Source organism: Mumia sp. ZJ1417, assembly GCF_014127285.1.
Lineage (GTDB): Bacteria > Actinomycetota > Actinomycetes > Propionibacteriales > Nocardioidaceae > Mumia.
Window position 1 is genome coordinate 1,322,270 of sequence record NZ_CP059901.1, and the last position, 21,946, is coordinate 1,344,215.

25 protein-coding genes and 1 tRNA gene are annotated in these 21,946 nt (G+C 71.4%); 21 read left to right on the top strand and 5 right to left on the bottom strand.

Annotated elements, in window-relative coordinates; all coding sequences use genetic code 11:
• The first annotated feature begins 8 nt into the window (after window positions 1–8).
• The 16 genes from H4N58_RS06355 to H4N58_RS06430 all read left to right on the top strand — a co-directional run bounded on the left by H4N58_RS06355 (window position 9) and on the right by H4N58_RS06430 (window position 15,700).
• Entirely contained in the window at window positions 9–782 is a 774-nt protein-coding gene (locus H4N58_RS06355) for a TIGR03936 family radical SAM-associated protein (RefSeq protein ID WP_167251979.1), read from the top strand.
• Between the two features lie 197 nt (window positions 783–979).
• Window positions 980–3,880, top strand: a complete 2,901-nt coding sequence (locus H4N58_RS06360; protein WP_167251978.1) for an Rne/Rng family ribonuclease — start codon at window positions 980–982, stop codon at window positions 3,878–3,880.
• Between the two features lie 154 nt (window positions 3,881–4,034).
• Window positions 4,035–4,343 carry a 50S ribosomal protein L21 gene (gene rplU, locus H4N58_RS06365; protein ID WP_167007710.1) on the top strand — a complete coding sequence of 103 codons (309 nt, stop codon included), beginning with the start codon at window positions 4,035–4,037 and terminating at the stop codon, window positions 4,341–4,343.
• 21 nt (window positions 4,344–4,364) lie between these two features.
• A complete protein-coding gene (rpmA, locus tag H4N58_RS06370) occupies window positions 4,365–4,619 on the top strand; it encodes a 50S ribosomal protein L27 (RefSeq protein ID WP_139085531.1) in 255 nt (84 codons plus the stop codon).
• Window positions 4,620–4,756: 137 nt separating this feature from the next.
• Window positions 4,757–6,250 carry a GTPase ObgE gene (obgE, locus tag H4N58_RS06375; RefSeq protein ID WP_167251977.1) on the top strand — a complete coding sequence of 498 codons (1,494 nt, stop codon included), beginning with the start codon at window positions 4,757–4,759 and terminating at the stop codon, window positions 6,248–6,250.
• A gap of 24 nt (window positions 6,251–6,274) precedes the next feature.
• The gene (gene proB / locus H4N58_RS06380; protein WP_167007716.1) at window positions 6,275–7,360 is read left to right on the top strand and encodes a glutamate 5-kinase; all 1,086 of its coding nucleotides are present in this window, start codon (window positions 6,275–6,277) and stop codon (window positions 7,358–7,360) included.
• Window positions 7,361–7,441: 81 nt separating this feature from the next.
• The gene (locus H4N58_RS06385; RefSeq protein ID WP_182397151.1) at window positions 7,442–7,804 is read left to right on the top strand and encodes a hypothetical protein; all 363 of its coding nucleotides are present in this window, start codon (window positions 7,442–7,444) and stop codon (window positions 7,802–7,804) included.
• A 17-nt stretch (window positions 7,805–7,821) separates the two neighbouring features.
• The gene (locus H4N58_RS06390) at window positions 7,822–9,081 is read left to right on the top strand and encodes a glutamate-5-semialdehyde dehydrogenase (protein WP_182397152.1); all 1,260 of its coding nucleotides are present in this window, start codon (window positions 7,822–7,824) and stop codon (window positions 9,079–9,081) included.
• A 50-nt stretch (window positions 9,082–9,131) separates the two neighbouring features.
• Window positions 9,132–9,290: a hypothetical protein gene (locus H4N58_RS06395; protein WP_167007260.1), complete on the top strand. Its 159-nt coding sequence runs from the start codon at window positions 9,132–9,134 to the stop codon at window positions 9,288–9,290.
• Window positions 9,290–9,964 carry a nicotinate-nucleotide adenylyltransferase gene (nadD, locus tag H4N58_RS06400; RefSeq protein WP_167007721.1) on the top strand — a complete coding sequence of 225 codons (675 nt, stop codon included), beginning with the start codon at window positions 9,290–9,292 and terminating at the stop codon, window positions 9,962–9,964. The genes H4N58_RS06395 and nadD overlap by 1 nt, the downstream gene beginning before the upstream one ends.
• Window positions 9,961–10,422 (top strand): ribosome silencing factor, encoded by a 462-nt coding sequence (gene rsfS / locus H4N58_RS06405; protein WP_167251976.1) that lies wholly within the window; start codon window positions 9,961–9,963, stop codon window positions 10,420–10,422. The genes nadD and rsfS overlap by 4 nt, the downstream gene beginning before the upstream one ends.
• Window positions 10,419–11,120: a histidine phosphatase family protein gene (locus H4N58_RS06410; protein WP_167007727.1), complete on the top strand. Its 702-nt coding sequence runs from the start codon at window positions 10,419–10,421 to the stop codon at window positions 11,118–11,120. Before rsfS ends, H4N58_RS06410 begins: the two co-directional genes overlap by 4 nt.
• Before the next feature lie 38 nt (window positions 11,121–11,158).
• A tRNA-Ala gene (locus tag H4N58_RS06415) sits at window positions 11,159–11,231 on the top strand.
• 209 nt (window positions 11,232–11,440) lie between these two features.
• Complete coding sequence (locus tag H4N58_RS06420) at window positions 11,441–12,202, top strand: MBL fold metallo-hydrolase (RefSeq protein ID WP_167251975.1); 762 nt, start codon at window positions 11,441–11,443, stop codon at window positions 12,200–12,202.
• A gap of 46 nt (window positions 12,203–12,248) precedes the next feature.
• The gene (locus H4N58_RS06425) at window positions 12,249–14,315 is read left to right on the top strand and encodes an ATP-binding protein (RefSeq protein ID WP_167251974.1); all 2,067 of its coding nucleotides are present in this window, start codon (window positions 12,249–12,251) and stop codon (window positions 14,313–14,315) included.
• 47 nt (window positions 14,316–14,362) lie between these two features.
• Window positions 14,363–15,700, top strand: a complete 1,338-nt coding sequence (locus H4N58_RS06430; RefSeq protein WP_167251973.1) for an NAD(P)/FAD-dependent oxidoreductase — start codon at window positions 14,363–14,365, stop codon at window positions 15,698–15,700.
• 11 nt (window positions 15,701–15,711) lie between these two features.
• Here H4N58_RS06430 and H4N58_RS06435 read toward each other — a convergent pair whose 3' ends face one another.
• Window positions 15,712–16,482: an MBL fold metallo-hydrolase gene (locus tag H4N58_RS06435; RefSeq protein WP_167007739.1), complete on the bottom strand. Its 771-nt coding sequence runs from the start codon at window positions 16,480–16,482 to the stop codon at window positions 15,712–15,714.
• On the bottom strand, window positions 16,482–17,837 hold the full coding sequence (locus tag H4N58_RS06440) for a TrpB-like pyridoxal phosphate-dependent enzyme (protein ID WP_167007742.1): 1,356 nt from the start codon (window positions 17,835–17,837) through the stop codon (window positions 16,482–16,484). The genes H4N58_RS06435 and H4N58_RS06440 overlap by 1 nt, the downstream gene beginning before the upstream one ends.
• Window positions 17,838–17,951: 114 nt before the next feature.
• Between H4N58_RS06440 and H4N58_RS06445 the strand changes: the two genes are divergently transcribed.
• Both H4N58_RS06445 and H4N58_RS06450 read left to right on the top strand, forming a co-directional pair.
• Window positions 17,952–18,413: an ATPase gene (locus tag H4N58_RS06445; RefSeq protein ID WP_167007744.1), complete on the top strand. Its 462-nt coding sequence runs from the start codon at window positions 17,952–17,954 to the stop codon at window positions 18,411–18,413.
• Window positions 18,410–18,733 carry a metalloregulator ArsR/SmtB family transcription factor gene (locus H4N58_RS06450; RefSeq protein WP_167007746.1) on the top strand — a complete coding sequence of 108 codons (324 nt, stop codon included), beginning with the start codon at window positions 18,410–18,412 and terminating at the stop codon, window positions 18,731–18,733. Before H4N58_RS06445 ends, H4N58_RS06450 begins: the two co-directional genes overlap by 4 nt.
• A gap of 42 nt (window positions 18,734–18,775) precedes the next feature.
• On the opposite strand, the gene H4N58_RS06455 is transcribed toward H4N58_RS06450, so the two are convergent.
• Together H4N58_RS06455 and H4N58_RS06460 are read right to left on the bottom strand one after the other, a co-directional pair.
• Entirely contained in the window at window positions 18,776–19,084 is a 309-nt protein-coding gene (locus H4N58_RS06455) for a zf-TFIIB domain-containing protein (RefSeq protein WP_167007748.1), read from the bottom strand.
• Window positions 19,085–19,123: 39 nt separating this feature from the next.
• Window positions 19,124–19,312, bottom strand: coding sequence for a hypothetical protein (locus H4N58_RS06460; RefSeq protein ID WP_167007750.1), 189 nt, complete (start codon window positions 19,310–19,312; stop codon window positions 19,124–19,126).
• A 45-nt stretch (window positions 19,313–19,357) separates the two neighbouring features.
• Here H4N58_RS06460 and H4N58_RS06465 point away from each other — a divergent pair, with 45 nt between their 5' ends.
• Window positions 19,358–19,738, top strand: coding sequence for a nitroreductase family deazaflavin-dependent oxidoreductase (locus tag H4N58_RS06465; protein ID WP_167007753.1), 381 nt, complete (start codon window positions 19,358–19,360; stop codon window positions 19,736–19,738).
• 93 nt (window positions 19,739–19,831) lie between these two features.
• Entirely contained in the window at window positions 19,832–20,368 is a 537-nt protein-coding gene (locus H4N58_RS06470) for a DUF3060 domain-containing protein (protein WP_167251972.1), read from the top strand.
• A 7-nt stretch (window positions 20,369–20,375) separates the two neighbouring features.
• Here H4N58_RS06470 and H4N58_RS06475 read toward each other — a convergent pair whose 3' ends face one another.
• Window positions 20,376–21,254 carry a LysR family transcriptional regulator ArgP gene (locus H4N58_RS06475; RefSeq protein WP_167251971.1) on the bottom strand — a complete coding sequence of 293 codons (879 nt, stop codon included), beginning with the start codon at window positions 21,252–21,254 and terminating at the stop codon, window positions 20,376–20,378.
• 70 nt (window positions 21,255–21,324) lie between these two features.
• Here H4N58_RS06475 and H4N58_RS06480 point away from each other — a divergent pair, with 70 nt between their 5' ends.
• Window positions 21,325–21,945 carry a LysE/ArgO family amino acid transporter gene (locus tag H4N58_RS06480; protein WP_167251970.1) on the top strand — a complete coding sequence of 207 codons (621 nt, stop codon included), beginning with the start codon at window positions 21,325–21,327 and terminating at the stop codon, window positions 21,943–21,945.
• Window position 21,946: the final 1 nt, after the last annotated feature.

The following is a 21,946-nucleotide window of genomic DNA, read 5'->3' on the forward strand; positions in this document are numbered from 1 at the left end:
CTCGCACCGTGACGAGTCCCGACCGCACCCCGGCCAACCCCGAGGCGCCCAACCCGCAGCTCCCGACCGTTCAGAAGCTGCGGATCCGGTACGCGAAGCGGGGGCGGCTGCGCTTCACCAGCCACCGGGACTTCGGCCGGGCCTTCGAGCGGGCCGTACGCCGTGCGGGGGTCCCGATCGCACACTCGTCCGGATTCACCCCGCACCCCAAGATCTCGTACGCCGGCGCGTCCCCGACAGGGGCCGCCAGCGAGGCCGAGTACCTCGAGATCGGCGTGATCCGCCCGCTCGACCCCGAAAAGGTCGCCGGGGTGCTCGACACCGCTCTTCCGCCCGGTCTCGACATCCTCGAGGTGGTCGCCGTCAAGGAGGGGACCGGGTCGTTCGCGGACCGGCTCGAGGCCAGCCAGTGGCGCCTCGAGCTGCCCGGTGTGGCGCCTGACGAGGCGCAGCGCGCCGTGGCCGCGTTCCTCGCGGCCGACGAGGTCCCGGTTGAGCGGATGACCAAGAAGGGGCTGCGCACCTTCGACAGCCGGAGCGCCGTCGTTCGCCTGGAGTGCCGGATGTCACCCGACGTTCAGGCGCCGTGTGCGATACTGGACCTGGTCGTACGTCACGGCACCCCGTCCGTACGACCCGACGATGTTCTCGCCGGGCTCCGCGCCATCGCGGGTCTTGCGCTGTCGGCAGCCCCTGTGGCCACCCGGCTGGTGCAAGGTCCTCTTGATGCGCAGGCCGGCACGGTCGGCGATCCGTTCGCGCCCGACCGCGACGCGTCGTAGGCGCACGACGCCTGCGGCGGCGACCGCGGCGGCGGACGGGGCGCCAGTGACAGGCCGACAACAACGGAGGGCGTCGTCGAAGCCCGGTCACCCGGGCCGACCGCAGGCTTGCGTCCGCTGTGCGACCACCGGTTGCACGCGGCGACGACATCGCCTCGCGACCTGCTTCGGCGGCCGCGAGGCCGAAGGAGCGAACCATGCTCGACGAGCAGAATCCCTCGGCACCCTCCGCGGACGCCGAGTCCCACCCCGACAACGCCTCTGACTCGGGCGCGACGGTCACGACCCGCCGCCGTCGCGCGGCCTCACGCCCAGCCGGCCCACCGACGGCCGCAGTCTTCTCCGAGGCCCGCGAGCCAGCCAAGCCGGCGCGCGCCACCCGCACGCGCAAGGCGGCCGCGAAGGTCACGAAGGCCGACGAGCCGACCGAGCAGGCCGACACCGCCGATTCCACCCCTGCCGCTCCCACGGTCACCAAGACCACCCGGACGCGCAAGAAGGCGGCCTCCCGCTCCGCGGGCCCCGCCACCCCCGTCGCGGAGACGACCGACACGCACATCCCGGCCGAGGCCGCGGACGTGGAGGCTGTCGCGCAGGCACCTGCGGCTGAGGACGCCGAGGCTGAGACCCCGGCCGACGTCGTCGAGGTCCTCGAGACCGACGAGGCCGAGCCCGAGGCCGAGCCCGAGGCCGAGCCCGAGGAAGAGCCCGAGGCCGAGGCCTCCGCCCCGACCCGGCGCGCTGCGTTCGTCGCGCCACTGTTCCAGGCGCCGGAGCCCACGACGCCTCCCCGTCGCAAGCGCCGCCCCGAGCCTGTCGAGGCCGAGGACGACGACCACGAGGGTGTTGTCGCCGAGCGTCCCGACGACCGCCGCACCCGGAGCGAACGCGACGATCGTGACGACGCTGACGTGAGCGACGACGACGCCGAGGATGGCGACGAGGACAGCGACGAGGGAGACGGCACCACGCCGGCCCGCCGCCGCCGTCGTCGCGGCGGCCGCCGCCGCCGCAAGCCGACCACCGACGAGGACGTCGACACCGACGACGAGGACGACTCCCAGGACGGCGAGCAGGATGCCGCCGAGGCGTCTGCCGAGCCCTCCGACGACGACGACGACGCCGACACCGAGGGCGCCGACGCGGGCGAGGATGCGGACTCGTCCAGCGGGTCGAGCCGTCGCCGTCGCCGTCGCCGTCGTCGCGGGGAGGACAGCGACGCCGCCACCACCACCGACGACCCCGAGAACACCGTCGTCCGGGTCCGCGAGCGCCGCAGCCCCGAGGACGAGATCACCAGCGTCGCCGGTTCGACGCGGCTCGAGGCCAAGAAGCAGCGCCGCCGCGAGGGCCGCGAGGCCGGCCGCCGCCGTACGCCGATCGTGTCCGAGGCCGAGTTCCTGGCCCGCCGCGAGTCGGTCAAGCGGGAGATGGTGATCCGCCAGCGCGACGAGCTGACCCAGATCGCGGTCCTCGAGGACGACGTGCTCGTCGAGCACTACGTGTCGCGCGAGTCTCAGAACTCGATGATCGGCAACGTCTACATCGGGCGCGTCCAGAACGTGCTGCCGTCGATGGAGGCCGCGTTCGTCGACATCGGCAAGGGGCGCAACGCCGTCTTGTATGCCGGCGAGGTCGACTGGAGCAAGCTCGGTGACGGCAAGCCCCGCAAGATCGAAGAGGTCCTCAAGTCCGGGCAGACCGTGCTCGTCCAGGTGACGAAGGACCCGGTCGGCCACAAGGGTTCGCGCCTGACCAGCCAGATCAGCCTGCCGGGCCGTTTCCTCGTGTACGTCCCGGGGGGCCAGAGCAGCGGCATCTCCCGCAAGCTGCCGGACACCGAGCGCAACCGCCTCAAGTCGCTGCTCAAGGGCATCCTCCCCGAGGACGCCGGTGTGATCATCCGCACCGCGGCCGAGGGCGCGACCGAGGACCAGCTCACGCGTGACGTCGAGGCGCTCGACGCCCGCTGGAAGGACATCGAGAAGAAGGCGGGCTCCGGATCCGCTCCGCAGCTGCTCTACGGAGAGCCGGACCTCACCATCAAGGTGGTCCGTGACCTTTTCAACGAGGACTTCGCTCGGCTCGTTGTCGACGGGGCCGACGCCTCGGAGATCATCGAGGGCTACGTCAGCCACGTGGCGCCCGACCTCAAGGACCGGGTCGAGACGTGGAAGGGCTCGGAGTCGGGCGACGCCTTCTCGGCGTACCGGATCGACGAGCAGATCGCCAAAGCCCTCGACCGCAAGGTCTGGCTGCCGTCAGGCGGCTCGCTCATCATCGACCGGACCGAGGCGATGACCGTCGTCGACGTCAACACCGGCAAGTTCACCGGGTCGGGCGGCAACCTCGAGGAGACCGTCACCAAGAACAACCTGGAGGCGGCCGAGGAGATCGTGCGCCAGCTCCGGCTGCGCGACATCGGCGGCATCATCGTCATCGACTTCATCGACATGGTGCTCGAGAGCAACCGCGACCTCGTGCTGCGCCGCCTCGTCGAGTGCCTGGGCCGTGACCGTACGCGCCACCAGGTCGCCGAGGTGACTTCACTGGGGCTCGTTCAGATGACCCGCAAGCGGATCGGTACGGGGCTCCTCGAGGCGTTCAGCGAGCCCTGCGAGCACTGCGCCGGCCGCGGCCTCATCGTCCACGACCACCCGGACGAGCCCAAGAAGTCGGCCGACGAGAGCAGGCGTTCTCGCGGCGGACGTGGCAAGCGCAACGACGGCGATCAGCCGAAGCAGGCGAAGGGTGGCGAGCCGAAGAGCAGGTCGGGCCGCAAGCCTCAGGACGAGGACGCGTCGAAGGACGAGTCCACGACCGAGGACGCGCCCGTCGACGAGGCGAAGCCCGATGAGAGCGCACCTGTTGCTGACGTCCCCGCGACGGAGGCGTCGTCGGCCGACGGCGAGACTCCGGCTCCCCGCAAGCGCCGTCGTCGTCGCTCAGGCGGGACCGACAGGTCCGCTGACCAGTCTGCGGAGCAGCCGTCAGAGCAGTCTGCGGAGGCCGCCTCGCAGGGTGGTGTGGAATCGCCCGGTACGCTGGACGGCGGAGTACCCGACCCCGTTTTGACCGGCGACGGGGAGACTCCGTAGACTAGATGATCGGCACGCCTGTGTGCGTGCCGGTCTGTGTGCCCAGCCGAGTGCCCAGCATTGTTGCTCAGCGCCTGGCGGTGGCACCACCCCTAAGTTTTGGACAGCCCAGCTCCGACAGTGGAGCAGCAACGAGTGAGGATGTGAGTCGGCGGTGTACGCGATCGTGCGCAGTGGCGGCCAGCAGCAGAAGGTCGCGGTCGGCGACGTCATCGAGATCGACAAGGTCAAGACCACGGTCGGTGAGTCGGTCGAGCTCCCCGCCGTGCTCCTCGTCGACGGCGACGCGGTGACCTCGGACGCTGACTCGCTCGCCAAGGTCTCCGTGACCGCCGAGGTCATCGGCGCGACCAAGGGCCCCAAGATCATCATCCAGAAGTACAAGAACAAGACCGGTTACAAGAAGCGCCAGGGGCACCGCCAGCACTACACCCAGGTCAAGATCACCGGCATCTCGAAGTGACGCGAAAGTAGGCTCGAGCACATGGCACACAAGAAGGGCGCCGCTTCTACCAAGAACGGCCGTGACTCCAACTCGCAGCGCCTCGGTGTGAAGCGCTTCGGTGGTCAGCAGGTGAGCGCCGGCGAGATCATCGTCCGCCAGCGTGGCACCCACTTCCACCCCGGCACCAACGTCGGCCGTGGTGGCGACGACACGCTGTTCGCACTCGCCGCTGGTGCGGTCGAGTTCGGCACGCGTCGTGGTCGTCGCGTGATCAACATCGTCCCGTCGGAGTGATCTGACGGACTTCGACGTAGACGAGGGGCGGGTCCGCAGCACGCGGGCTCGCCCCTCGTCCCGTCTCGTCGGGATTCTGCCGACCGGATCGGCGCGAGCACACCCGTACGAGAGACAATCCTGAGGAGGTGGCACGGATGGCAGTCCCGACGTTCGTCGACAAGGTGACCCTGCACGTCAAGGGCGGTGACGGCGGCAACGGCATCGCCTCGGTGCACCGCGAGAAGTTCAAGCCGCTCGGCGGCCCCGACGGAGGCAACGGAGGCCACGGCGGCGACGTCGTCCTGCGGGTCTCTCCTGACGTGACCACGCTGGTCGACTACTACCACGAGCCCCACCGCCGAGGCGGCAAGGGAACCCACGGCAGCGGCGGCAACCGCAACGGCGGGCAGGGCGACGACCTGGTGCTCCCGGTGCCGGAGGGCACCGTCGTTCGAGGCGCCGATGGCGAGCTCCTCGCCGACCTCGTCGGCCAGGGCACCGAGCTCGTCGTCGCGCAGGGCGGACGGGGCGGCCTCGGCAACGCGGCGCTCGCCTCGAGCAAGCGCAAGGCTCCGGGGTTCGCGCTCAAGGGCGAGCCGGGAGACGAGCGCTCGATCACCCTCGAGCTCAAGGTCGTCGCCGACATCGGCCTCGTCGGATTCCCCAGCGCGGGCAAGTCCAGCCTGATCGCGGCGCTGTCGCGCGCCCGTCCCAAGATCGCCGACTATCCGTTCACGACGCTCGTCCCGAACCTCGGGGTGGTCGTGGCGGGTGACACCACGTACACGGTCGCCGACGTCCCCGGCCTCATCGAGGGCGCGGCCGACGGCCGCGGCCTGGGCCACGACTTCCTGCGGCACGTGGAGCGGTGCGCGGCGCTCGTGCACGTCATCGACTGTGCGACCATCGAGCCCGGTCGCGATCCGCTGACCGACCTCGACGTCATCGAGGGCGAGCTCAGCGCGTACGGCGGCCTCGACGACCGGCCGCGACTGGTCGCCCTCAACAAGGTCGACGTCCCCGACGCCAAGACGATCGCCGAGTTCGTCCGGGGCGAGCTGGAGGAGCGTGGCCTGGAGGTCTTCGAGATCTCCGCGGCGAGCCACGAGGGCCTCAAGGCGCTGTCGTACGCGATGGCAGAGGTCGTCGCGTCGTCCCGCAAGGCCACCACGCCGGCTCCGGCCACACGGACGATCCTGCAGCCTCGCTCGGCTGACGGCGGCGACGACTTCACCATCACTCATAAGGGCGGTCAGTGGATCGTCCGCGGCGAGAAGCCCGAGCGGTGGGTGCGCCAGACCGACTTCACCAACGACGAGGCCGTCGGATTCCTCGCCGACCGCCTGAACCGGCTCGGTGTCGAGACGCGGCTGCTCGCGATGGGAGCCGAGGCCGGCGACGATGTCGTCATCGGCAGCGTCGACGATGCCGTGGTGTTCGACTTCGACCCGCAGATCAGTGCCGGGGCCGAGCTGCTCGGCTCGCGTCGCGGCGAGGACGACCGACTCATCGAGAACCATCGCCGTACCAACAAGCAGCGCCGCGACGACCTCGCCCGCAAGCGCGAGTTCGAGCAGACGGCGCGCGAGGTCCGCGAGGGGGACAGGGTCGTCCCCGACAACCTGTGGTCGGAGGACGACGAGGAGTGAGGCAGGCATTGTGGGGGTGACGTCGTGAGGATCGTCGTCAAGGTCGGCTCGTCGTCGCTCAGCTCGGCGGACGGGGGGCTCGACCTGTCACGCTTGCACACGCTCGTCGACGCGCTCGCTGCCGCCCGCGAGCGGGGCGACGAGGTCGTGCTCGTGAGCTCCGGCGCTATCGCGTCAGGGCTGAGGCCTCTCGGCCTTCCCGCGCGCCCACGCGACCTCGCGACCCAGCAGGCGGCGGCGAGCGTGGGGCAGGGGCTGCTGGTGGCGCGCTACACCGAACGGTTCGCGCGCCACGACCTCGTCGTCGGCCAGGTGCTGCTGACCGTGGACGACGTCGTCCGCCGCACCCACTACCGCAACGCCTACCGGACACTGGCCCGCCTGCTGGACCTCGGCGTCGTGCCCGTCGTCAACGAGAACGACACGGTCGCCACAGGTGAGATCCGCTTCGGCGACAACGACCGGCTGGCGGCGCTCGTCGCCCACCTCGTCCACGCCGACCGGCTCGTGCTGCTCTCGGACGTCGACGGACTGTACGACGGCAACCCGACGCTTCCGGGGACGTCCTTGATCCCCGATGTCCGCAGCGACGGTGACCTGGAGGGCCTCGACCTCGCCAAGCCGAGCCAGTCCAAGGTCGGTACGGGCGGGATGGTGACCAAGGTCGAGGCCGCCCGCATCGCCACGGGAGCCGGCATCCCCGTGGTGCTCACGAGTGCGGCGCAGGTGGGAGAGGCGCTCGAGGGCAAGCCGGTCGGCACGACCTTCCACCCGACCGGTCGCCGGCGGCCCACCCGCCTGCTCTGGCTCGCCCATGCGACCACGGGCAAGGGCACTCTGGTGCTCGACGCGGGTGCCGTGCGCGCGCTGGTCGAGCGCCGGGCATCGCTCTTGCCCGCCGGTGTGGTCGGGGTCCAGGGTGCCTTCGACTCCGGTGACCCGGTCGACCTCGCGGCCGAGGACGGCACGGTCGTCGCCAGAGGTTTGGTGAACTACGACGCCTCGGAGCTGCCGCGGATGATCGGTCGCTCGACTCACGACCTGGCCGCCGAGCTGGGTGCCGAGTACGAGCGCGAACTGGTGCACCGCGACGACCTCGTCGTGCTCTGAGCCAATCCTCGTAACTTCATCACGTGCCGAACACCTGCCGGATAGGGTGTTCCGCGGACATCCAAAGCCGAGGGAGGGCTCGTGGTCGGCCAGCACAAGCTGTGGCACGTCGCACTGACAGTGGCGGGGGCACCGCACGACGACGACGCCGTACGGACGGCGATGCTGCGCCTGCGTGACGAGCACGCTTTCCTCCACTCGCTGCGCTACGACGTCGACCGAGCCGAGATCTGCTACTGGGAGCAGGCGAGCGAGATGCTCGACGTCGCGGCCATGGCGATGCGCGTGTGGGGGGAGCACCGTGGCTCCGCCGGGCTGCCGCGGTGGGACGTGGTCGGGCTCGAGGTGCTCGACCAGCCGACGTACCACCTACGGACGCCCATGGGCGAGACGTTCGACGACCCCGACGCGGGGATGGTCGCCCCGACTCCGGTCCACTTCTGAGTCACTATCCTGAAGTCGTGAGCCACGACCTCGAATCCCACGTCCACGCCGCCGCCCGGTCGGCCCGCGCAGCAGCCCTCGATCTGCGTGCGGTCCCACGCGCGGCCAAGGACGCGGCCCTCCACGCGATGGCCGACGCGCTCGTCGCGCACACCGACGAGATCCTCGCTGCCAACGCGACGGACGTGGAGAAGGGGCGCGCCTCTGGGCTCGGCGAGCACCTCATCGACCGGTTGCGTCTCGATGCCGATCGTGTCGCCGCGATGGCACAGGGCACCCGCGACATCGCGGCACTTCCCGACCCGGTCGGTGAGGTCGTCCGGGGATCGACGCTGGCCAACGGGCTCCAGCTTCGCCAGGTACGGGTGCCGATCGGTGTCATCGGGATGATCTACGAGGGTCGCCCGAACGTGACCGCTGACGCGGCCGCGATCTGCCTGAAGGCGGGCAATGCGGTGCTGCTGCGCGGCTCCGGCTCGGCAGCGGCCTCGAACGCTGCGATCACGGCGATCCTCCGTGACGCGGTCGCCTCCGCGGGGCTGCCGGCTGATGCGATTTCGGCGATCGACCCGTCCGACCGCTCGAGCTCGACGGCGCTCCTTCGGGCACGTGGACTCGTCGACCTCGTGATCCCGCGAGGGGGAGCGGGCCTGATCCAGACGGTCGTCCGGGAGTCCCTGGTGCCGGTGATCGAGACGGGGACCGGCAACGTCCACGTCTACGTCGATGCCGAGGCCGACCTCGACATGGCGCTCGAGATCGTCGTCAACGCCAAGACGCAGCGCACGAGCGTCTGCAACGCGGCGGAGTCGCTCCTGGTGCACAAGGCGGTCGCCGACGAGTTCTTGCCGAGGGTCGTCGCCGCCCTTCTGGAGCGGGAGGTCACCATCCACGGCGATGCCGCGTTCCTCGCGGCCGACGAGGCGGTCGTGACGGCGACGGACGACGACTACGCGACCGAATACCTCTCGCTCGACATCGCGGCCCGCGTCGTCGACTCGTTCGAGGATGCGGTCGCCCACATCCGGACGTACTCGTCGGGCCACACCGAGGCGATCGTCACGCGCTCGCTGGCGACGGCCCAGCGGTTCACCGCGGCGGTGGACGCCGCCGCGATCATGATCAACGCGTCCACGCGCTTCACGGACGGCGGTGAGCTGGGCATGGGTGCCGAGATCGGCATCTCCACCCAGAAGCTCCACGCGCGGGGCCCGATGGGTCTGCCCGAGATGACCACGACCACCTTCGTCGTCACAGGTGACGGCCACGTGCGCTGAGCCCGGGGTCGTTCGTACGCGCAGCAGGCTCGGACGGTAGATTGGCGCTCATGTCGTTCACCGGATCCGTCTTCACCGACCTCCTGGCGCAGAGCGCCGAGCAGGAGGAAGCCCTGTCGCCGTACGTCGTCAGCGGTGCGGTGCTCCTTCTCTTCGTCCTCCTCCTCGTCGGGCTCTTCGCCTTCGGCAAGGGGCGCGAGCACTCCTGATGAGCCTGCCGCTCGAGGCCGGCCGGCGCCCCCGCGTGGGGGTGATGGGTGGGACGTTCGACCCCATCCATCACGGTCACCTCGTGGCGGGATCGGAGGTCCAGTCGTGGTTCGGACTCGACGAGGTCGTGTTCGTCCCGACGGGTGAGCCGTGGCAGAAGGCCGACCGCAAGGTCTCGCCCGGCGAGGACCGCTACTTGATGACGGTCATCGCCACCGCCTCCAACCCGAAGTTCTGGGTGAGTCGTGTCGACATCGACCGCTCGGGGCCGACGTACACGATCGACACCCTGCGCGACCTCCGCGCCCACTACGGCGGCGAGGTCGACCTCTACTTCATCACCGGCGCCGACGCCCTCGCGCAGATCCTCACCTGGCGCGACACCGAGGAGATGTTTGACCTCGCGCACTTCGTGGGGTGCACCCGTCCTGGGCACGTCATCGACATGAAGACGCTCGACGCCCTGCCCAAGGACCGGGTCACCATCGTCGAGATCCCCGCTCTGGCGATCTCCTCGACCGACTGCCGGGAGCGGGTCGGTGGGGGCGAGCCCGTCTGGTATCTGGTCCCTGACGGCGTCGTCCAGTACATCGCCAAGCACCGCCTCTACGTGGACGCCACCGGGGCGACCACTCCTCGCAAATCTCACCACCCGAACGGGAGACAGCCGTGACCGCATCGCCGCGTGCGCTGGAGCTGACGCAGGTGGCGGCAGCTGCCGCCGCCGACAAGCTCGCGCACGAGATCATCGCCTTCGACGTTTCTGAGCACCTCGTCATCACCGACGTGTTCGTGATCGCGTCGGCGTCCAACGACCGCCAGGTGCGTGCGGTGGTCGACGCCGTGCAGGAGAAGCTGCTCGAGCACGGCGCGAAGGTCGTCCGTCGTGAGGGCGAGCGTGAGGGGCGCTGGGTCCTGCTCGACTACGCCGACATCGTGGTGCACGTCCAGCACGACGAAGACCGCTCGTTCTACGCGCTCGAGCGGCTATGGGGCGACTGCCCGGCGATCCCGCTGTCCGGCCTCGGCGATGCCGCCGGCAAGGCACCTGCGACGTCGCAGGCCGTACGAGAGGGCGAGGACACCGACGGCGTGCCGTTGGCCGGCGAGCCGCCGGTCGCCGACGCATGAGTCGGCGGGTCATCGTCTGGCGCCACGGTCAGACCGACTGGAACCTCGCAGGTCGCCTGCAGGGCCAGACGGACACGATGCTCAACGCGACCGGGCGCGCGCAGGCCGCAGAGATGGCGTCGCGGCTTGCCGTGCTCAACCCGACGCGCATCGTCAGCTCGGACCTGCAGCGGGCGAGCGCGACCGCCGCGGCGCTCTCGAGGATCGTCGACGTGCCTGTGGAGACCGACGTCCGGCTCCGCGAGGTCGCCTTCGGCGAACGTGAGGGGCTGACGCGCCACGAGATCCACGCGCGCTACCCCGACCTCGAGGCGCGTTTCCGACGCGGCGAGGAGATCGTGTCGCCCGGTGGCGAGTCGCACGCCGACGCGGCCGAGCGGTTCGGCGCAGCGCTGCGCGAGCTGATCGCCGTCATGGACAAGGACGAGACGGTGGTCGTCGTCGCCCACGGCGCCGTCATCCGGGTCGGCGTGTGTGCCTTCGTGGGTCTCCCGCAGGAGCACTGGCGCTCGTTCGGCGGCTTCAGCAACGGCTGCTGGGCGGTGCTCCAGGAGGGCTTCGGGCGGTGGCAGGTCACCGAGTGGAACGCCGGCAACCTCCCGGTCCCGGAGATGAGCGACGACGCCGATGCCTCGGACGACGGGGCTCGTACCCGGGAGGGGGACCCCGATTTCGGTTCCCGTGGAGCGACCCGCTAAGATCGAGTCTGCTCGCTGAGTGAAAAACTGCTCAGCGCGGGGCTATGGCGCAGTTGGTAGCGCGCTTCCATGGCATGGAAGAGGTCCGGGGTTCGAATCCCCGTAGCTCCACCGATCACAGACCCTGTCCGCCAGACACCGGCGGACAGGGTCTTGTCGTTTCTGCCTCGATCCTCCCTCCGAGCCGAACAAAGTGCACCCTCGCGGGCGAGGTGATCGGCGGCGCCTTGATGTCCAGCCCCACGGCGACGACGTGGCCGCAGTGGCGGACCTGCCTCCGTCACCCTTCGCGAAGAGCGGCTGAGTCGTAGAGTGCGCAGGTGAGCGGGCTCGCGGTGACCTGGTGGGGGCACTCGACCACGACGGTCGAGCTGGGGGCGACCCGAGTGCTCACCGATCCTGTCTTTGTGGACCGCTTCGTCCATCTGCGTCGCCACGCGACCTCGCCGACGGACGAGGCGACGGCCGCTGACCTCGTGCTGGTCTCGCACCTCCACATGGACCACTTCCACCTGCCGTCGCTGCGCCGTCTCACCGCGGGCACGCCGGTCGTCGTCCCCGCCGGCAGTCGCGATCTCCTCGCCCGTACCGGGCTCGACGTCCTTGAGGCGAGCCCGGGGGACCGGCTCACCGTCGCCGGCGTGCGTGTCGAGGTGTCGGCGGCCGACCACCCCGCGACTCGCCATCGATGGTCGCGCAAGGCCGCGCAGCCCGTCGGGTTCCGGGTCGAGGGCGCGGGGCGGTCGCTGTGGTTTCCCGGCGACACGGGCCCGGCCACGGACGTCTCCGACGTGAGGCCGGTCGATCTCGCGCTCGTCCCGGTGGGCGGGTGGGGGCCGACGCTCGGCGACGATCACGTCGGCCCCGCCGACGCAGCAGACCTCGTACGACGCGTCGGCGCGCGGTGGGCGGTCCCCGTGCACTGGGGGACGTTCTGGCCACTCGGGATGGGACGGGTCGCGCCAGGTGTCCGCCGGCAGCTCTTCGAGACACCGGGCGAGCGGTTCCTCGATGCCGTCGACGAGGACGAGGTGCGCGGCGTGCTCGCCGAGCACGGCCGCCGGATCGCGCTCGACCGCTGACCGCTGATGGGCGGAGAACGCGGCTCGCCCGTGCGACGATGACGTCGTGACCGGTACGGCACGCGACCTGTTCGACCGCGCTCGTCGGCACGCACTGGTCGGTCGTGACGACGAGCTGGCGGCCCTGCGTGCCTTCCTGGACGACGACAGCCGGATGCTGGCGTACCTGCACGGACCCGGCGGGGTGGGCAAGTCCGTGCTGCTCGATGCGGTCGTCACGGACGCGATCACCGCCGGGCGAACGGTCGTCAGCCTCGACTGCGCTGACCTGGACCCGGGATCTGTCGGGTTCAGGGAGCGGCTGAGCGAGGCGTGCGGGTTGACGGACGGCTCCGCGGGCGACCCCGAGTCCGTCCTCGCGATCGATCGCTTCGAGCTCGCCGAGCAGACGGCGGGCTGGTTCTGGCGCTCCTTCGTCCCCGCTCTTCCCGCGGGTGCGCACGTCCTCCTCGCGGGGCGGCGACCTCCTCCGGCCTCGTGGCGTACGGACCCTGCCTTCGCCGCGTACGGCCTAGTCGTCCCGGTCCGGAACCTCGACCCCGAGGCGGCCGCGGCACTGGTGCGGTCACGAGGCGTGAGCGACGAGGAGACCGCCGCGGGAGTGGTCCGTGACAGCCGGGGCCATCCGCTGGCGATCGTCGTCGCGACCGACGCGCGCACGGGCGCGAGCAGCGCGGCCGGCACGAGCCCGCTGCGCTCCGACCCGGACGTGACCGCAGCGCTCCTCGGCCGGTTCCTCGACGAGGGCGTCACCCCGCTCCAGCGGGCCGCGCTGCACGTCTGCGGCCACGCTCGACGGGTGGACCGAGGCATGCTGCGCGAGGTCCTCGCGCAGGACGACGGCGACGCGGACGGGTTGCTAGAGTGGCTTCGGGAACGCCCGTACGCGGAGTCGCACCCCGACGGTCTGACCCTCCACGAGGTCGTGCGCGACGCGCTCGACAGGGACCTCCGGTGGCGTGACCGAGACGCGTTCGTGGACCTCCACCGCCGGATCCGCGCTGTCATCGTGGAGCGGATGAGCCGGCCGGAGGGCGCGGACCAGGACCGCCTCGCCGCCGATCTCCTGCACCTTCACCGCGGGAACCCTGAGGCGCAGGACCTGTACGCGTTCGACGACCTGGGCGCACTGATGGCGCGTCCGCTCGCGTCGGGCGATCTCGAGTGGGTCGTGGACGCGTTCGCCGCTGAGGCACGCGCGAGCGTGGCGGCGTACTGGCTGCGCGAGCAGCCCGAGGCGTGGACGGTGTTCGAGGACGCCACTGGCCGGCGCAGCGGCGTCTGCCTGGCCGTACGCCTCGACCGGGCTGCTCCCGACGTCGCGGACCACGACGTCGTCACGGGCTGGGCGCTCGCCGCGCTCGCCCAGCGTCGTCCGCCCGAGCCGGGGGAGGCGGTGATCCATCAGATCGGGCTCGACGCCACGGCCCCCGGGCGCATCGGGCCCGTGTCCGACCAGGTGGCGGCGCAGTCGCTGCGAGGATGGCGTCTCAGGGACCTCGGTTGGGTCGTCGTGTCGAGCGCCCACGAGTCGGCCTGGGCGCCGGTGTGGACGTACATCGGCTTCGAACGGTTCGGTGCGTGCGAGGTCGACGGTCGCGAGGTGGGCGTGTGGGCGCGTGACTTCGCCCGCAGCCCGTACGAGGACTGGCTGGAAGGGCTGGGCGCTCGCGAACTCGACGACACCGGCGCCATCCCGCCCCCTGTCGCCCCCGCGGTGGCACTCTCGCGTGCCGACTTCCGCCACGCGGTGCGGGCACTCCTCAAGGACCTCACGGACGCCCCTCGGCTCCGAACCAACCCGCTCGTGGGCTCGCGCCTGGTCACGTCGGGTGAGGATCCGACGGCGACGCTCGTCGCGCGGGTCCGTGACGCCGTCGCGGTGCTCGCCCGGCGTCCACGCTCGGAGGTCGCCGTACGGGCGCTGGACCGCACCTTCCTGCGGCCCGCCGGGTCCCAGGAGAGGGCGGCCGAGGTGCTGGGCCTGCCGTTCAGCACCTACCGCCGGCACCTCGCCGCTGGCATCGACCGCCTCGACGAGATCCTGTGGGACTGGGAGCTGCACGGTCCGCCGAGCGGGCAGGAGCTGGACAGAGAACGGTCTGGAGAGTGAGCACCTGACGGCCTGAGGCTGAGGAGGTCCGGATCCAGGAGGTTCCCATGTCCACCACCCCAGCACGTCTCGGCACCGTGGTCGTCGCCGGCGGGAGCGTCGCGGGACTGCTCTCGGCGGCGGCCGTCTCTCGGCACGCCGACCGGGTCGTCGTCCTCGAGCGCGACTTCCTGCCCGACACACCCGCGCCGCGGCCCGGCACCCCACAGGCGATCCACACGCACGGACTCCTCCCTTCCGGGCGGTTCGCGATGGACGCGCTGCTCCCGGGCTTCACGGACGCGCTGGTCGAGGCTGGGGCACATGCCGACGGGGACGTCGGCATCGTGGGGCGCTGGTGGGTCGGAGGCGGGCTCGTCGCCGAGTGCGAGACCGGGGCCGGCGGCGTCGCCGTCTCCCGGCTCCTCCTCGAGCACACCCTCCGTTCCCGTGTCGCCGCGCTCCCGACCGTCGAGATCCGCACCGCCACGGATGTCGCACGGCTGACGGCGCACGACGGCCGGGTCACCGGTGTCGTCGCACGCGACCGCGACGCTGACCCCGCGGAGCGGGTGATCGAGTCGGATCTGGTCGTCGACGCGACCGGCCGCGCGGGACGGGCGCACCGGTGGTTGCCCGCGATCGGCGCCACGCCTCCGGACGAGGAACGGATCGAGATCGGCATCCGGTACGTGACGACCCACGTCAAAGCGGTCGACGGCGACGTCGGCGACCGCATGTTCGTGATCTCCGCCGCCACGCCCGAGGTGCCTCGGGGCGCGGTCGCGATCCGGCAGGAGGACGCCACGTGGACGCTGACGCTGTTCGCGTACGGCGACGAGCCTGTGCCGCTCGACGCCGACGGGCTCCGGCGCGCCGCCGAGAACGTGGTCGCGGCGGAGGTCGCCACCCTGCTCGACGACCGCGAACCCCTGCACGACGCGCTCGCCTACCGCTTCCCCGACTGCCGACGGCGTGCCTTCGAGCGCCTTCGCGACCTGCCCTTCGGGTACGCCGCGGTGGGCGACGCGATCTGCAGCCTCGACCCGACCTTCGGGCACGGGATGAGCCTCGCCGCGATGCAGGCCGTCGCGCTCGGTCGCGCGGTCGGCTCGGGTGGCCTCGACGAGGTGCGCGCCCGATACCCCCGGGAGGCGGCACGGATCGTCGACGGCGCGTGGACGATCGTCAGGGGAGCCGATCTGCAGCTGCCGGGAGTCGTGGGGACACAAACGCGTGCGGACGTGCTGATCGGGCGGTACGTCCGCCGGCTGCAGCGGGTGGCCCGCCGCGATCCGGTCGTCGCGGCCGCCCTCCTGCGGGTGACGGCGCTCGTCGCTCGACCGGAGAGCCTGCTGGCACCCCACGTCGCCGCGCGGGTGCTCGCGTCGCGCGGCGCGCGCTGACGGCCCGTCGCTCAGCGGCCGAACCGTCGTACGGCCTCGTCGTGCTCGTCGCGAAGCCAGTCCGCGGCGCCGGCGAGTCGGGGGTCCGTCGACGCGCCAGAACGGAGGTCTGCAAGGTAGGCGCGGTCGGCGGTGATCCGTCGTACGAGCGCGTCGTGGTCGCCGACGGTGCCGTGCCCGGGCACGACGATCGAGACGTCGGGCGCTGTCGTCTCGAACATCGCCAGCGCCGCCGCGTAGTCGTCCCACGGGTCGGCCGCCTCGAGGTCGAGCAGCGGCGGCTCGACGTCCGACAGCATGTCACCCGCCAGCAGGACGCCGACGTCCTCGACGAGCAGCGCTGCGTGCCCGACGGCGTGCGCGCGGTGCTCCAGCACCCGGCACCGGCGCCCCGTCCAGGGGAGCGTGGTCGCGCCAGGCGCGAGCGCGGTCACGCGGCTCAGGCCGCTCGGGTCGACACCCGCGAGCGCTTCTCGCGCCTTGCCGGCGTTGTCGCCCTCGACCGCGCGGGCCCGCTGCGCCCCGCGCGCCGTCGCCCACCGTGGGGCGTCGCCGAGCGCGGGTCGCCACAGGAGGTGGTCCCAGTGCGGGTGGGTGGAGAACGCCCCGGTGACCGTGAGCTCGCGTGACGCGAGCTCCGCGGCCAGGGCGTCGATCTCGGACGCCGTGACCGCCGGGTCGACGACAAGGCACTCCCGCCCGTCGGCCCCGACGACCACGGTGGTGGTCGTGGTGCAGAACGGGTGGGTCGCGACGAGGACACCGGGAGCGACCTCGATCATCAGAGCACCGGGACGGCCGCCAGGGACGTGGCGAGCGCCTCGTCGCTCAGTGGGTCGTCCTCGAGCCGCCCGTGGAGGTAGGAGTCGTACGCGCCGAGCTCGAGGAGCCCGTGGCCCGACAGGCCGATGACGATGACCGGCTCCTCGCCCGACTCAGCCGCGGTGAGCGCCGCGCGACGGGCCTGCGCGAGCGCGTGCGAGGACTCAGGCGCCGCGACGATGCCCTCCGTACGGGCGAACTCGGTCGCGGTCTCGAAGCACTCGCTCTGGTGGAGCGCGACCGCCTCGATCAGCCCCTCGTGCGCGACGTGCGAGACCAGCGGAGCCATCGCGTGGTAGCGCAGCCCGCCGGCGTGGATGGTGGACGGCACGAAGTCGTGGCCGAGCGTGTACATCTTCATCAGCGGCGTCATGCCGCCGGTGTCACCGAAGTCGTACCGGTACTCGCCGCGCGTGAGCGTCGGGCACGAGGACGGCTCGACGGCGACGATACGCGGCTGCTGGCGTCCGGCGAGCTTCTCGCGCAGGAACGGGAAGGCGAGCCCGGCGAAGTTGGAGCCGCCGCCCGCGCAGCCGATGACGAGATCGGCCCCGGACTCGCCAGCCTTCGCGAGCTGGAGCACCGCCTCTTCCCCGATCACCGTCTGGTGCAGGAGGACGTGGTTGAGGACCGAGCCGAGGGCGTACTTGGTGCCGTCGTCCTGCGCCGCGAGCTCGACGGCCTCGGTGATCGCGATGCCGAGCGAGCCGGGGTGGTCGGTGGGGAAGCCCTTGCCAAACTCGGTCAGCGTGCTCGGCGACCGGTGCACCTTGCCGCCGAAGACCTCGATGAGCGTGCGGCGCTGCGGCTTGGTGTCGTACGAGGCGCCGACCTGCCACACCTCGCACTCGAGCCCGAACAGCGCGCACGCGTACGACAGCGCCGTGCCCCACTGCCCGGCGCCGGTCTCGGTGGTGAGCCGGGTGATGCCGTTCTGGGCGTTGTAGTAGACCTGCGGGACGGACGTGTTCGTCTTGTGGGAGCCGGCCGGCGAGACACCCTCGTACTTGTAGTAGATCCGCGCGGACGTGCCGAGCTTCTGCTCCCAGCGGCGGGCGCGGACCAGGGGCGACGGGCGGTACTGGCGGTAGATGTCGCGGACGGCCTCGGGGATCTCGACGTAGCGCTCGGTGGTGACCTCCTGAGCGATCAGCTCGGGCGGGAAGAGCGGAGCCAGGTCGTCGGGCCCGACGGGCTCGTGCGTGGCCGGGTGGAGCGGCGGGGGCGGCGGCGTGGGGAGGTCGGCGACGATGTTGTACCAGTGGGTCGGCATCTCCGACTCGTCGAGCGTGAAGCGGATGCGGTCGTCGGTCATCGTTCCTCCTGCGTCGGGTGTCGCGCCAGCGTAGCGAGCGGTACTTGCGTCGGCGTGGGATGAGATGCAACTCTAGGGTTGCATGTTGACAGATGACGCGAAGGGCGGCAGCAGATGGACGCGCACGACAGGATCGACAAGCGGCGGGAGATCGACGCATCGGCCCAGGAGGTGTGGGACCTGGTCTCGATCCCCGGCTGGTACATCAACGACGGCACGGCATACGTCGAGCACGAGATCGAGTACGAGGGCGACGTGGCGCTCGTCCGCGACCCGCAGCATGGAGTCTTCGCGTTCCGTACGGTCGCGCTGGAACCGCCTCGGTACGCGGCGTTCCGTTGGATCGCCGACCACACTGCGGCCGAGCCCGACGACGAGTCGACCCTGGTCGAGTTCTGGATCGACGAGCGCCCCGGCGGAGTGACGCTGCGAGTGGCCGAGAGCGGATTCGCCTCGCTCAGCGGCTCGGAGGACGAGCGGCGGGCCAAGCTGGCCGAGAACGCAGAGGGCTGGGAGATTGAGCTCGTCGTCGCACGGGACCACCTCACCGTCAGCGCTGTCACCGGCGACGCGTGAGCGCACCGACATCACCCGCACCGGTATTCGCCGCGCTCGGCGACGCGACGCGCTGGCGGATCCTCGTACGGCTCGGGCAGCGGGGCGCCTCGGCGTCGGCGCTCGCGGCCGAGCTCCCGATCTCACGCCAGGCCGTCGTGAAGCACCTCGAGGTCCTGCGCGCAGTGGGGCTCGTGACCTCCGAGCGACGCGGACGCGAGGTGGTCTTCCGTCCGCTCGGCGGCCCCCTCAGCGCGCTCGGACGGGACCTCCAGCGCCAAGCAGCGGCATGGGACCGGCGGCTCGCGACGCTCGCGGAGAAGGCCGAGCGGGACGAGTGACCGAGTGACCGTACGCCGACTCGTCCCACCCCACATCGGACCTCAGTCGAAGAGGTCGGAGAGCCAGTTCTCCTTCTTCTTCTTCTTGTACGAGCGGTCGTCGTAACGGCGGTCGTCGCGGCGCTCCTCGTACCGCGGCTGCTGGTATGACTGCTGCGGCCGCTCCTGGTAGGTCGGGGCGGGCGCCGGCGCTGCTGCAGGTGCGGGCGCTGCCTGCGTCCCGGCGCGGTCGATGATCTTGTCGAGCTCACCGCGGTCCAGCCAGACGCCGCGGCACTCGGGGCAGTAGTCGATCTCGATCCCGCTGCGCTCGCTCATCACGAGGGTGGTGTCGTCGTTGGGGCATCTCATGGGTCAATCCTGCGGGGTCCGAGGTCCGCAGCCAAGCCCTCAGCCTTCTGTCCAACCCCTCGCGACGTGCGCAAGGAACGCCGGGTCGTCGGACGTCAGCCTGTCGACCTCCTCGCCGCCGTCGCAGCGGCACAGCGCAACGGTGGCGCGCCTCGCTGTCCGACTGACCACGCTCCACGTCCCGCCGGCACGCACCCAGCGCTCCAGCACCTCGAGATCGTCGGACATCTCCCCATCATGGCGCGTGAGCGTGGCGCGTGGCACCGTACGAGGATGCCGATCCCCAAGAGCGCGGGACGCCTCAACCGGGCGGGCCCCAACCGGCTCATCGTTCACGTCGCGCCGTGGATGCCTGGGTTCGGCGTCGTGAGCCACCGCGGCCGCCGGTCGGGACGGACGTTCCGCACGCCCGTCGCGGTCTTCCGACGTGGCGACGAGATCGCGTTCGCGCTCGTGTACGGAGCTGAGACCGACTGGGTGCGCAACGTGCGCGCGGCCGGCGGGGCGACCGTACGGACACGGGGTCGGGATCTCCGTTTCACCCACCCTCGGCTGGTCCACGACCCGGACCGGACTCGTGCCCCCGCACCGGTGCGGCTCGCCCTCGCCGCGCTCGGGGTTGAGGACTTCCTCGTCTGCGACGCCGCGGGATGACGGTTAGCGTGCAGGGGAGACCGGCCACGGGGGTGGCGCCGAGCGCAGGGGGTCTACATGCATCGCTCAACGAGACGTCGTAGAACCTCGGTGGTGGTGCTGTTCGCGTGCGCGGCTGTCCTCGGCGCGTGCGGCGAGGCGGCCGACGACGACCCGGATCCGACCGTGTCGACCCCGGCCGAGATGTCGCCGACCACCGAGGGATCAGCCACGCCGACGGACGGCACGTCCACTGCGACGCCCCGCAGGGTGACGGTGGGCAAGGGGCAGGAGCACCGGATCACGACCGCCGAACCGGCGCTCGTGGCGTGTGACGGCGGCGGCGAGGTGAAGGTGCTCGCTGCTGCCACGGTCACCGCCACCGGCCCGTGCGGCGAGATCGACGTCGACACCGACGGCGCTACTGTCACGTTCGAGACGGTCCGCGACCTTGGGGTCGACGGCTCCGACAACACGATCACCGGGGTGCGGACCCTCGAGCTCGACGTCGGTGGCAGCCGCAACGAGATCATGATCAAGCAGCTGCGGGCCGTCGACGTCGAAGGCTCTGACAACACGATCCTGCACGGGTCCGCACTGACCCCGCGAGTCGACGACGAGGGGCAGGGCAACACCATCGGCGAGGGCTGAGCCGGCGTCAGCGCAGGTGCTGTCGCGCACCCTCGCGCACCGCATCGGACAGAAGGGTCAGCGCGGGGGAGTCGAGCTGGTACTGATGCCAGTGGAGCCGTACGTCGATCCGCCCGCGCTCACCGATCTCGCGCACCGCGTCCGACTCCTCGAGCGGGCCGGACTGGAGGTCGGGGAGCATGCCCCAGCCGATCCCGAGGGCGATCGACTCACGGAACGCCTCGGACCCGGGGACGTAGTGGCGGGGCGGGTCCACGCGGCGGCGCGTGACGCGGCGGACGAGTCGCTGCTGCAGCTCGTCGTCCCTGTCGAACTCGACCACGGGTGCCCGCGCGAGCGCGTCCGGTGTCAGGCCGTCGGGGAACCAGCGGGCGGCGAACGACGGAGCCGCCATTGCCCGGTAGCGCATCGTCCCGAGCACGCTCACCGAGCAGCCGGGGACCCGGTCGCCCACGGCGCTGACGGCTGCCATCGCCGAGCCGTCCCGCATCCGGGCAAGGGCGTAGCGTTCGTCCTCGCGCTGCACGTCGAGGAGCACCCGGTCGGCGACGCCCGCGACGGAGGGGAGGAACCAGGTCGCCAGCGAGTCGGCGTTCACGACCACCGGCACAGCGACGGGGACGGTGTCGCCGCTGACGGGGGTGAGCTCGCGGACGAGCAGGTCGACCTGCCGGGCGAGACGAAGGACCTCTGCCCCCTGCTCGGTGACGGTCACAGGTCGCGTCCGGCGTACGAGGACCCGGCCGGTGGCGGCCTCGAGCGCCTTCATCCGCTGGCTCACCGCAGACGGTGTGATCCGCAGGTGGGACGCGGCGGCCTCGAAGCTGCCCTCGGAGACGACCGCAGCGAGGGTACGGAGCTGGTCCAGGGCCAGATCGCCTCTCATAAAGCTCTCCTTCATCGGATGAAGAAAGATTAGCTGGAATCAGCACGTGGAGGCGCCTAGCGTCGTGTCTGTGAACGACACCGACACGCTTGCCGCGCTGCTCGCCGGCCTTGCCACGGGCCTGTCCCTGATCGTGGCGATCGGGGCGCAGAACGCGTTCGTCCTGCGTCAGGGGCTGCGCCAGGAAGGCGTCGGCGCGGTCGTGCTGGTCTGTGCCGCGTCGGACGTCGTGCTGATCCTCGCCGGTGTCGCCGGGGTCGGCGCGCTGCTCGAGCGGGCGCCGGGGCTGGTCGAGGTGGCGCGCTGGGCCGGCGCGGCGTTCCTGGTCGCGTACGGGCTGATGGCGGCGCGACGGGCCGTCGTCGGCGGGCGGCTGGCCGTCGACGACCGAGGCACACGGAGGTCCCTCTGGCCGGTGGTCGCGACGGCACTCGCGCTGACGTGGCTCAACCCGCACGTCTACCTCGACACCGTGATCCTCCTCGGCTCCGTCGCGGGTTCGTACGGCGACGCGCGGTGGGCTTTCGCGGGCGGCGCGGTGGTGGCGAGCATGGCGTGGTTCGCCGGCCTGGGGTACGGAGCACGGGTGTTGAGGCCGGTGTTCGCCCGGCCTGCAGCGTGGCGGGTGCTCGACGCCGCGGTGGCGGTCGTGATGCTCGCGATTGCGGCGCGGCTCACGTTTGGCGGGTGAC

Coding starts and splice junctions, on each gene's coding strand:
- H4N58_RS06360 (WP_167251978.1), top strand. CDS start 980: ATGCTCGACGAGCAGAATCCCTCGGCACCCTCCGCGGACGCCGAGTCC.
- rpmA (WP_139085531.1), top strand. CDS start 4,365: ATGGCACACAAGAAGGGCGCCGCTTCTACCAAGAACGGCCGTGACTCC.
- obgE (WP_167251977.1), top strand. CDS start 4,757: ATGGCAGTCCCGACGTTCGTCGACAAGGTGACCCTGCACGTCAAGGGC.
- H4N58_RS06395 (WP_167007260.1), top strand. CDS start 9,132: ATGTCGTTCACCGGATCCGTCTTCACCGACCTCCTGGCGCAGAGCGCC.
- nadD (WP_167007721.1), top strand. CDS start 9,290: ATGAGCCTGCCGCTCGAGGCCGGCCGGCGCCCCCGCGTGGGGGTGATG.
- H4N58_RS06410 (WP_167007727.1), top strand. CDS start 10,419: ATGAGTCGGCGGGTCATCGTCTGGCGCCACGGTCAGACCGACTGGAAC.
- H4N58_RS06430 (WP_167251973.1), top strand. CDS start 14,363: ATGTCCACCACCCCAGCACGTCTCGGCACCGTGGTCGTCGCCGGCGGG.
- H4N58_RS06435 (WP_167007739.1), bottom strand. CDS start 16,482: ATGATCGAGGTCGCTCCCGGTGTCCTCGTCGCGACCCACCCGTTCTGC.
- H4N58_RS06440 (WP_167007742.1), bottom strand. CDS start 17,837: ATGACCGACGACCGCATCCGCTTCACGCTCGACGAGTCGGAGATGCCG.
- H4N58_RS06445 (WP_167007744.1), top strand. CDS start 17,952: ATGGACGCGCACGACAGGATCGACAAGCGGCGGGAGATCGACGCATCG.
- H4N58_RS06455 (WP_167007748.1), bottom strand. CDS start 19,084: ATGAGATGCCCCAACGACGACACCACCCTCGTGATGAGCGAGCGCAGC.
- H4N58_RS06460 (WP_167007750.1), bottom strand. CDS start 19,312: ATGTCCGACGATCTCGAGGTGCTGGAGCGCTGGGTGCGTGCCGGCGGG.
- H4N58_RS06465 (WP_167007753.1), top strand. CDS start 19,358: ATGCCGATCCCCAAGAGCGCGGGACGCCTCAACCGGGCGGGCCCCAAC.
- H4N58_RS06475 (WP_167251971.1), bottom strand. CDS start 21,254: ATGAGAGGCGATCTGGCCCTGGACCAGCTCCGTACCCTCGCTGCGGTC.